Source organism: Asticcacaulis sp. (genome assembly GCF_020217185.1).
Taxonomy (GTDB): Bacteria; Pseudomonadota; Alphaproteobacteria; order Caulobacterales; family Caulobacteraceae; genus Asticcacaulis.
Map to the genome: position 1 here is coordinate 1 of NZ_JAIWNX010000275.1, position 10000 is coordinate 10000.

9 protein-coding genes are annotated in these 10000 nt (G+C 61.5%); 5 read left to right on the top strand and 4 right to left on the bottom strand.

The window, feature by feature from the left end; all coding sequences use genetic code 11:
• The 4 genes from LDL37_RS13970 to LDL37_RS13985 form a co-directional block, all read left to right on the top strand.
• Window positions 1–1238, top strand: a 1238-nt coding sequence (locus LDL37_RS13970; RefSeq protein WP_290799432.1) for a hypothetical protein, incomplete at its 5' end; no start/stop codon positions are given.
• A gap of 324 nt (window positions 1239–1562) precedes the next feature.
• A complete protein-coding gene (locus tag LDL37_RS13975; protein WP_290799434.1) occupies window positions 1563–2150 on the top strand; it encodes a 50S ribosomal protein L25/general stress protein Ctc in 588 nt (195 codons plus the stop codon).
• 189 nt (window positions 2151–2339) lie between these two features.
• Window positions 2340–2948 (top strand): aminoacyl-tRNA hydrolase, encoded by a 609-nt coding sequence (gene pth / locus LDL37_RS13980; RefSeq protein WP_290799436.1) that lies wholly within the window; start codon window positions 2340–2342, stop codon window positions 2946–2948.
• Window positions 2949–2966: 18 nt separating this feature from the next.
• Window positions 2967–4256, top strand: coding sequence for a glycosyltransferase (locus tag LDL37_RS13985; protein ID WP_290799438.1), 1290 nt, complete (start codon window positions 2967–2969; stop codon window positions 4254–4256).
• Between the two features lie 38 nt (window positions 4257–4294).
• Here LDL37_RS13985 and LDL37_RS13990 read toward each other — a convergent pair whose 3' ends face one another.
• On the bottom strand, window positions 4295–5866 hold the full coding sequence (locus LDL37_RS13990) for a serine hydrolase (protein ID WP_290799440.1): 1572 nt from the start codon (window positions 5864–5866) through the stop codon (window positions 4295–4297).
• Window positions 5867–6007: 141 nt separating this feature from the next.
• On the opposite strand from LDL37_RS13990, the gene ychF reads away from it, so the two are divergent.
• Window positions 6008–7120: a redox-regulated ATPase YchF gene (ychF, locus tag LDL37_RS13995; protein ID WP_290799442.1), complete on the top strand. Its 1113-nt coding sequence runs from the start codon at window positions 6008–6010 to the stop codon at window positions 7118–7120.
• 100 nt (window positions 7121–7220) lie between these two features.
• On the opposite strand, the gene LDL37_RS14000 is transcribed toward ychF, so the two are convergent.
• From LDL37_RS14000 to LDL37_RS14010, 3 genes are all read right to left on the bottom strand, one after another.
• Window positions 7221–7946 (bottom strand): HD domain-containing protein, encoded by a 726-nt coding sequence (locus tag LDL37_RS14000; RefSeq protein ID WP_290799444.1) that lies wholly within the window; start codon window positions 7944–7946, stop codon window positions 7221–7223.
• A gap of 291 nt (window positions 7947–8237) precedes the next feature.
• Complete coding sequence (locus tag LDL37_RS14005; protein WP_290799446.1) at window positions 8238–9107, bottom strand: cytochrome c1; 870 nt, start codon at window positions 9105–9107, stop codon at window positions 8238–8240.
• A 5-nt stretch (window positions 9108–9112) separates the two neighbouring features.
• The coding region (locus LDL37_RS14010) for a cytochrome b N-terminal domain-containing protein (RefSeq protein ID WP_290799447.1) at window positions 9113–10000 on the bottom strand (888 nt) is incomplete at its 5' end.

Genomic DNA, 10000 nt, shown 5'->3' on the forward strand with positions numbered 1-10000 from the left:
CCGGAACCGGCCGCAGGCCGCTCTTCTTGGCCGTCACCGCGTCGATTATGGCCCTCAGCCTGGCCGCCTGTCAGACCGACGCGCCACCGCCCGCACCTCCCCCGCCGCCGCCCGCGCCCGCTGGCCCGCCCGTGTCGCTGGCCCCGGCCATTTCGGATGCCGCCTCGGTTTATGTGACCTACGTCGAACAGGCACGCGGCATGAGCCCGGATTTCAACGACGCCTCCATGGTGCAGGCCAAGCTGAGCCAGGGCGCTTCCTATGAGCCCAAGCAACTGGCGCGCGGGGCTATCGCTTACGCCGCCATCGTCGCCATGCAGGAGCCGGCCTTCCGCTCGCAACTGCGCGCCTATGCCTCCGACGACGCCGCGCGTCAGGAACTGGTGAACAAGCTGTTCAGCAACCCGGCCTATGCTGCGGGTATCCCCGGTGCCAATATCGCCGCCCGTCGCGTTATTCTGGCCCTGTCTTCGGACGGTGAAATGCTCTACGCCAAGGGTACGGCGATGAAGCAGGCCGCCTATTCGATCCAGAAACAGGCGTGGTCCAAGGGCGTCCTCAGCGATCCCGCGGGCCGTCTGGCCGCCACCAAGCTGTCGTCTTCGACCAGCCGCGGCGTGGCCAGCGACGAAAGCGCTAAACTCCTGACCGCAGCTCTCACCGGTAAGGGCCTGACCACGCGCGCGAATACGGGCACGGCGACCGCGGAAGCCGCCGCCTATAACGCCACTGCGGCGACCAGCACTCCGGCTCAGCCGCTCAGCACGACCGGCACCGCCCCGGTGTCGTTTGATCAGGAAACCCTGTTCAACACGCCCTATACCTATGGCGTGAACCGGGCGCTGGCCATCGCTGCCATCTCTATTCTGGGTGAGGGCACAGGCCCCAACGAGGCCGCCGTCGTGGCCCTGCTGAACGAGCAGCAATCGCCGCGCTGCCTTGGCGAATCAAAACTGAACCTCAACCAGTGTCTGGCCGCCTCGCGCTTCCACTTCGATGATGTGTTCTGCGTTGGGCAGCACATCATGATGGATACAGGCAACTGCATCGGCGAACTGTCTTCGAACGCGCTCAACCTGTCGCCGGACCGTGAGGTCAAGCTGAGGGCCGACGGCACCGAAGAGTTGAGGTATGCCAACGCCAAGCCCTACATCAAACCGGAACCGGTCAAGAAAACGTCGGCCAAGAAGACGTCGAGCAAAAAGACAACCACGCCGGCCAAGAAGAAGTCATCCTGATCGGTCAGGGGGAAACCGGGTTTTCCCCTGTGGCGGTGGCTATTATCCTGAAAATCCCTCAAGGACGGCACTTGAAGTCCTTGGGGGATTTTTGGCTTTATAAGCGTAGCTATCTGAAAAACCCGCCCTTGAGCGGGAAAAAGCCGATTTTTCCGCTTTCTGACCCGTTGCGTATTGGGACGTTAGCGTGTATCTACGCGCCCTCTTGAGATTTTCGGGGTCTCCCCACGCCGTGTCCATTGTGTTGCCCGCGCCTCCCTTACGGAGGTTTCAGAGGGCGGGCATTGAAACTGACGCGGCGCATTTTGTTTGAGGAACAGGCTAATGGCCGATATCGTACTAGACGTTGAAATCCGTGAGCGCACCGGCACCGGCGGCGCCCGCGCCACCCGCAATGAAGGCAAGGTTCCGGGCATCCTGTACGGTGGTGACAAGGCTCCGGTGGCTATCGCCGTGAAGCTCAATGAATTCCGCAAGGCGCTCCACACGGGCAAGCTGGCCGGTCACCTCGTCACGCTGAAGTACGGCGAAGAGACCCAGAAGGTCATCGCCAAGGCGATCGACTTCCATCCGGTCACCGATGTGCCGGTTCACTTCGACCTCTATCGCGTCGATGAAACCCAGACCATCAAGATCAACGTGCCGGTTCACTTCAAGAATCACGAAGCCTCGCCGGGCCTGAAAAAGGGCGGCGCTCTGACTGTGGCCTTCCACGAGCTGGAAATCCAGGTTCCCGCCGGTCACATCCCGGAAGACGTTGTGGTTGACCTGTCGGGTCTCGACATCGGTGCTTCGGTCCACGTTGGCGATCTGAGCCTGCCGTCGGACGTCACCGCCGTTCCGGGCAAGGACGTCGTGATCGCCTCGATCACCGCCTCGGCCGCTGAAAAGAGCGAAGAAGCTTCCGCCTAAGCCTGATACCGGCTTTTACACGGAATAGGATAAAGCCCTGTCCTTACCCCAAGGACAGGGCTTATTTCTGTGTGCAACCCGACGAATCCGCTCCGGGTCTGTGCATTTCGGCATGTTCGTTCTGCCATTTTTTTGATTAGATCACCGTTCATTGAGTACGGAATCGATTTGAGTTGATCGGAGCCCGCCTTGTTTCTTGTCGTTGGTCTTGGCAATCCAGGTACGCAATATGCGAAGAACCGGCACAATATCGGCTTCATGTTTATTGATCGCCTGATTGACAGCGCTAACTTCGGCCCGGTGCGCAAAAAATTTCAGTCCGAAGTCGCCGAAGGGACCGTCGATACGCCCAAGGGCCCGGCGAAAATACTGGCCATGAAGCCGCAAACCTTCATGAACCTGTCGGGAAATGCCGTTCTGGAAGCGGCGACCTTCTACAAGATCAAGCCCGACCATATCCTTGTATTTCATGATGAACTGGATCTGGCTCCGGGGCGCTTCCGGCTGAAAATGGGCGGTGGCCATGCGGGCCATAATGGTTTACGCTCCATTATGGGACATCTGGGGCCGAACTTTGTGCGCGGGCGCATGGGGATCGGGCACCCCGGACAAAAGGAACTGGTACATAGCTGGGTCTTGTCGGACTTCTACAAGGCCGAGGACTGGGTTGAGCGTTTGTGTGACGCCTGCGTCAAGGCGCTACCTCTGGCGCTCTTGGGGGAAAGTGAAAAATACATGACCGAAGTGATGCGTTTGAGCCCGGCTCCGAAATTCGATCCTAAAAAAGTCGTTCAGTAGGACTTAGAAGGTTAGACGATGCCTACCGCGCCTCAAATCGTTCTGACGACCTTTGGTTCGCTGGGGGATCTGCATCCCTTCATGGCGTTGGGCCTTGCGCTGAAACGCCGTGGGGTCAGCGTCGTGCTGGCCTCTCACCCCGACTATGAGGGTAAGGTCGAGGCCGCCGGTCTGAAATTCCTCGCCTGCGGCCCCAGCATGGAGACCTACCGCCAGAATCTGGGCATCGACGCCGCGCAGATCATCCGCCACTTCTCGCAGGACCACGGCTTCATGCTGAAGCACCTCGTGGCCCCCTATATCGAGCAGGGCCTGTCCGAGCTGCGCCCCATTGTGCGGCAGGCCGATCTGGTCGTCTCCTCCTCCTATGCCTATACGGCGCATCTGGCGGCGCGTCTCGAAGGCCGCCCCTTCTCCACCGTCGCCTTGCAACCAGCCGTCATGCTGTCGGCCTATGATCCCCCCAAGCTGAAGGACGCGCCTCTGGTTCTGTCGCCACGCACCGAGCTGGGGCGGCAATATAACCGCGCCATCTTCTGGATAGGCGAAAAGAAGCTGTCGGGCTGCCTCGCCCCCATCCGCGCCATCTATGCCAAGTACGGCATCCATATGGAAATCAGCCTGGGCGGCGTGCAGTCGGATCAGATGACACTGGGCCTCTATTCCCCCCTGATCGGCGACGTCGCCCCGGACTTTCCACCCCATACCGAGATCGTCGGCTTCCCCTTCTTCGATTCCGAAGACGGCCGCCGCAGCGAACTGCCGCCGCAACTGGAGGCCTTCCTGTCCGCCGGTCAGGCGCCGCTGGTTTTCAGTCTGGGCTCCACCGCCGTCTATGACGGCGAAGACTTCTACCGCACCGCCGTCAAGGCGGCTAAGGCGCTGCGTCAGCGCGCCGTGCTACTGGTCGGGGGGCAAAGCCCGCTGCTCAATGACGACTTCGGACCGGATATTCTCTGCGTCCCCTACGCGCCGCACTCGCTGCTGATGCCGCGCGCCCGCGTCAATATACATCACGGCGGCATCGGCTCCACCGCTCAGGCCCTGCGCGCCGGGCGGCCACAACTGGTCACGCCGGTCTTCGGCGATCAGTTCGACAATGGCCGCCGTATTGAGCGTCTGGGGGCCGGCCTGTCGATCACCTTCGACCGCTGGCATAAGCATTCGGCCATTCGTCTGCTGGATCGTCTGCTGTCTGACCCTGCCTTTGCCCATAAGGCCGAAGCCGCTTCCGCCATTGTGGCGCAGGAAGACGGAGCCGAACGCGCCGCCGAACGCCTGATGCAAAGCCTGCCGGTGACGGTTTAAGACGAAGGGGGCGCGGCCCCCTTCACCCCGTAACTCGCCTATATTTTTCGCAGATCGAGGTCCTGATAGTCGAAGCTGAAATCGGCCAGCGGCGAATAAGCCACCAGCTTTATACCCGCGACCTTGCCGTCCTTGACTTCGAACGTCACCACGGCGTCCTCGCCCCAGCCGACCGGGAAGCGCGTGCGGAAAACGTCCGGTCCAAACACCTCCAGCGGCCCTTTCAGCCGCGGCGTACGGGTGAAATCCAACGTCAGGCGCGCCGTCTTGCCCTTGCCGCTCACCGCCACCGTTACATCGCCATACCAGGCATCGCGATAGGTGCCGGCATAGGCCGGTAGTGGCAGGGACGGACCGCCCGGCTGCGCCTTGGGCGCATCCGCCAGCGCCTTATCCGCCGCCTTGGCCGTGCCGTCAGCCGCCGCCTTCAGCCAGTCATAGGTCGGCGCCCCGATCAGCAGGTCGAGAATGGCGTTGCGAATCTGCCCGCTCGCCCCATCCTCGACATTGGTATAGACGGCGACCGCTATGCCCTTTTCGGGCAGCAAGGCTTGCTGCGTCACCTGCCCGACCAGTCCGCCGGAGTGCGACACCAGACGCAGGCCGCGATAATCCTGAATGAACCAGCCCAGACCATAGGTACGGAAAAGCGCTGCCGTCGGCATTTCCGGCGTCGGCCCCATCCCGGCCCCGACCATCGTGTTGGGCTTCCACATTTCGCGCGACGAGGCATCGGAAAACAGCCGCTGACCATTGGGCATCACGCCCTTTTTCAGTTGCGTATGAAGCCACGGCAATATGCCCGTCACGCTGGTGACCAGCCCGGCCGCCGGTGAAAAGGACAGGGTCTCTTCCGGCAGCACCACCTTGTACTCACCCATACCGCGCAGCGGGCCGGTCAGGCGCGCGTGCCGCCCGGCCACATTGTTCCCCGTCACATTCGGCCAGCCCAGCACCGTATCGGCCATGCCCAAGGGCGTCAGCAGACGCTCGGTCACAAAGCGCTCATAGGTCTGACCCGACACCCGCTCGATGACCAGACCGGCGATGGTGAACATGACATTGTTATAGGCATAGCCCGAACGGAAAGGATATTGCGGCTTGAGGAACGACACGCCCTTGAGCTGATCCTCCCGCGTGTGGTCTGACGCCGGGAACAGCATCAGATCGCCCTGCCCCAGCCCCAGACCGGCCCGATGCGACAGCAGATCCCGCACCGTCACCAGCGGTGTCAGGGCCGCGTCGTACATTTTAAATTCGGGGATATAGCGCACGACCGGCGCGTCCCATTCGACCTTTTTCTCTTCGACCAGAAGGGCCAGAGCCGCCGCCGTAAAGGCCTTGGTGTTCGACGCGACGCCGAACTGCGTATGCACATCGACCTTGTCCGGCTTGCCCAGGGTGCGGACGCCATAGCCCTTCACATAGTCGGGCTGACCGGGCCGGATGACGGCGACGGCCACGCCCGGCAGGGCAAATTTGGCCATGAAGGCTTCGACAATGGCGTCGATCTGCGCGGTATCCGAGGTCTGCGCAACGGCCGGCAGGGCCGTCGCCGCGGCAAGGCCCGCAGTCAGGGTGAGGAACGAACGGCGGTCGGTGCGCAACATGGTCATATCCTTGCAATAGATACCACAGCCTACTCCGCGTCATTTCGATTACGCAAGCACCTCTGTCTTTAAAGCACTGGCCTTGCCGGGGAAAATGCGTTAGGCAGCGGGCCAATTTCTCTCTTCTCCGCTTGGAATCCCATGGCCCTGAAAGTCGCAATCGTCGGTCTGCCCAATGTCGGCAAGTCCACCCTGTTCAACGCCCTGACCCAGACCGCCTCGGCCCAGGCTGCCAACTACCCCTTCTGCACCATCGAGCCGAACACCGGCGAAGTGGCCGTGCCGGAGCCGCGCCTTGAGGTGCTGGCCAAGATCGTCGGCTCGAAGGAAATCATCCCCGCCCGCATCAACTTCGTCGATATTGCCGGTCTGGTGCGCGGCGCGTCGAAGGGCGAAGGGCTCGGCAACCAGTTCCTTGCCAATATCCGCGACTGCGACGCCATTGCCTTTGTGGCGCGCTGCTTCGTCGATACGGACATCACCCACGTCGAAGGCCGCATTGACCCGCTGGCTGATCTGGAAATCATCGAAACCGAACTGATGATCGCCGATTTGGAATCGCTGGAAAAGCGCCTACCGCAGCTTGAAAAGCGCGCCAAGTCGGGCGGCGACAAGGACGCAGCCCTCACCGTATCGCTGATCAACGCGGCTCTGACCGAACTGCGCGACGGCCGCCCGGCCCGCGTCGCCTATGAAAAGGGCAAGATCAGCAAGGAAGACACCAAGGCGTGGGAGATGCTGCAACTGCTGACCTCCAAGCCCGCCCTGTACGTCTGTAACGTCGATGAGGCCTCGGCTTCGACCGGCAACGACCTGTCGGAGATCGTCTCCAAACGCGCCGCCGCCGATCACGCCAAGTCGGTGGTCATTTCAGCGCAGATCGAGTCGGAAATCGCGCTGCTCGATGCCGATGAGCGTCAGGAGTTTCTGGAAACCCTTGGCCTCGAAGAACCGGGCCTCAACCGCCTGATCCGCGAAGCCTATGCGCTGCTGGGTCTGCAATCCTACTTCACCGTCGGCCCCAAGGAAGCGCGCGCCTGGACCATCCATGTCGGCGATACCGCGCCGCAGGCCGCCGGCGTCATCCATACGGACTTCGAGAAGGGCTTCATCCGCGCCGAAACGATCGCCTATGAGGACTTCGTGAAGTTCAACGGCGAAGCGGGTGCCAAGGAAAACGGTAAGTTCCGTCAGGAAGGCAAGGAATATATCGTCAAGGACGGCGATGTGATGAACTTCCGGTTCAATGTGTAAGAAGTAAGGTTCGCAGGGGCACGGCCCCTGCACCCGTTACGGGGAGTAGATGGAGACGTCTCGGTGAGGTATCGGGGTTTGGGGCCTGCGGCCCCAAGTCTTAGATTTCTTCGTGAAGATATTCTATAAACGCCTTCATGCGGGCGTGGCGCAGGTCGGCCATATCGCGGCCGGCTGCGGTCTGAAAACCGGATTTCAGCTTGAACAGCTTGGTTTCAAAGTGGTCCAGCGCGAAGCTGAGGTCATCCAGTTCGCGTTCTTCGGCCTTCGGGTCGAACGGATCGTAAAGGGCACTGTTCATGCGCCCGGCCGTGTAGAAACAGCGCGCAATGCCGACAAAGCCAATGGCGTCGAGGCGGTCGGCGTCCTGCACGATCTTCGCTTCCAGCGTTTCGGGAGCGACATTGGCACTGAACGAATGGGTCAGGATGGCGTGAGCGGCGGCCTCTCTGCGGGCGGGTTCCCAGCCCAGAGCCGCCAGTATGTCGTCTGCCTTTTCCGCTGACAGGCGCGAGGCTTCGGCGCGCAGCGGGGAATTTTTCTCGACCTGAACGCAGTCGTGCAGCAGGACCGCCGCGGCCACGATTTCGGCCTCAGCGTTTTCGGCGGCACAGAGGGTCATGGCGACCTTGAACACGCGCTGGAGGTGTGACACGTCGTGCGAACCGTCGTCACTGCTGCCCAGAACATGCGGCAGCAGAGCTTCGGCCAGAGCCTCATGCGGCGCAAAGGACGGAGCCAAACGCGCGGCCATCATCTTTTGCAGGGCCTGCGCATCAGGAAACCGGGTGACGCCTTTGGAAACGGGTTGGGTCTGACAATCCATGGACGACTCGATACTGTCCCCTGCCTCGGCCTGATCTGTAGCACGTGATCACGAAGGGATGTGCCCTTTTACACCTGGTGAGCGATCACTTTTTGAATCCCCCAACAGAAAAAGCCCCCGGCGAACCGAGGGCTTTGAAAATGCGCGACTTATCGTCTTGCATGGCTCGCTGCGAGGCGGCGAGAAGACCTGACTTTCAAGACCCGGAGCGCAGCGTACATACAGTACGTGAGCACCGGAAGTTTGAAAGACGGGGCTTCGCAACCCCTCGCCGTAGAGCCAGGCTGGCGATTAGTGTTTGCCGTGCCAGAGCTTACGGTAGGCTGCATAGGTCACGCCGGCGAACAGCAGCAGATAGATCAGCACGCCCACACCGGTCTTCTTGCGAAGCGTGGCGTGCGGATCACCGGCCCATTCGAGGAAGGCCGCGACGTCGGCAGCCATCTGATGCGTCGTGGCCTTGGTGCCATCGTCATAGGTGACCAGATCGTCCTTCAGCGGCGGGGCCATGGCCAGCACGCCACCGGGAGGAACATGCTTTGGATCCCCCTTCCAGGCGCTGTGCAGATCACCTGCCATATAGGGGTTGTAGTGCTGCCCCTCATTTACGGTCAGCCCCTTCGGAGTCCCAACGTATCCCGTCAGCAGCGAGTAGACGTAACGGGCACCGCCGTGGCGCGCCTTGGTGATCACCGACAGATCGGGCGGGATAGCCCCACCATTAGACGCCGCTGCGGCATAGGTGTTGGCGAACTTGGCCGGGAAGTGATCGGACGGTGTCGCCGGACGGGTGATGGCGTCACCTGTGTCTGTGTCAACATCCGGCACTTCGAACTCTGAGGCGATCTGCTTGACGATCGGGTTGTCGTTCGGGTTCTTGTACTTCGGATCGTAGAAGGGGCCGCCCTTCTGACCGAGGTTACGGAACGACATCAGGGTCGCCGAGTGACAGTTGGAGCAGACTTCGCGGAACACCTTATAGCCGCGCTGGAGCTGGCCCTGATCGAAGGTTCCGAACGGCCCTTCGAAGCTGAAGCCTTCCTTGGGGGCGTGCGGATGCTTGGCCCCACCGGCCGCAAAAGCCGGTGCCGACAGGGCGAGGGTGGCGGCGATGGCGGCCAGTCCCAGAGCCTTAAGGCCTTTTGTCATGATAGCGGACATGTGACTTAAGCCCCCTTCTTCTTCGCGTGTTCGGCGAGGATGGCCTCGCTGATGGATGCCGGAACCGGCAGCGGATCTTCCTTCAGGCCGACCCAGGGCATGATGAGGAGGAAGAAGGCGAAGTAGTAGAGCGTCAAGGCGCGCGTCAGCCACAGGTAAGAGTTAAACTCACCGTCAAACAGCGTGAAGCTGGGCAGACCCGGCACCACAGGGGCATCCGGAAGCTGAGCCCCGCACCAGCCGAGGCCAAGGCAGACCACGACGAAGATGACGAAGAACCAGCGCATCACCGGGCGGTAACGCATAGAGCGCACCTTCGACGTGTCAAGCCACGGCAGGACGAACAGCACGGCAATGGCACCGAACATCGCGATCACGCCGCCGAACTTGTCCGGGATGGCGCGCAGGATGGCGTAGAAGGGCAGCAGATACCATTCCGGCACGATGTGCGCCGGGGTCACCAGCGGGTTGGCCGGGATGTAGTTATCGGCGTGGCCCAGGGCGTTCGGCATGAAGAAGACGAAGATCGAGAACAGGATCAGGAAGAAGATGATCCCCAGACCGTCCTTCACCGTCGCATACGGCGTGAAGGGCACGGTGTCTTCCTTCGACTTGATATCGACGCCCGCCGGGTTGTTTTGACCGACGACGTGCAGCGCCCAGATGTGCAGGATAACCACACCGGCGATCACGAAGGGCAGCAGATAATGCAGCGAGAAGAAGCGGTTGAGCGTCGCCTGATCCACCGCGAAGCCGCCTTGCAGCCAGGTGAGGATCGGGCCCCCGATGACGGGGATCGAACCGATCAGGTTGGTGATAACGACGGCGCCGTGGAAGGACATCTGCCCCCAGGGGAGGACGTAGCCCATAAAGGCCGTGGCGATCATCAGGAA

Bases quoted from the DNA above. Each gene is read 5' to 3' on its own strand.
- LDL37_RS13975 (WP_290799434.1), top strand. From the start codon at position 1,563: ATGGCCGATATCGTACTAGACGTTGAAATCCGTGAGCGCACCGGCACC.
- LDL37_RS13985 (WP_290799438.1), top strand. From the start codon at position 2,967: ATGCCTACCGCGCCTCAAATCGTTCTGACGACCTTTGGTTCGCTGGGG.
- LDL37_RS13990 (WP_290799440.1), bottom strand. From the start codon at position 5,866: ATGTTGCGCACCGACCGCCGTTCGTTCCTCACCCTGACTGCGGGCCTT.
- ychF (WP_290799442.1), top strand. From the start codon at position 6,008: ATGGCCCTGAAAGTCGCAATCGTCGGTCTGCCCAATGTCGGCAAGTCC.
- LDL37_RS14000 (WP_290799444.1), bottom strand. From the start codon at position 7,946: ATGGATTGTCAGACCCAACCCGTTTCCAAAGGCGTCACCCGGTTTCCT.
- LDL37_RS14005 (WP_290799446.1), bottom strand. From the start codon at position 9,107: ATGTCCGCTATCATGACAAAAGGCCTTAAGGCTCTGGGACTGGCCGCC.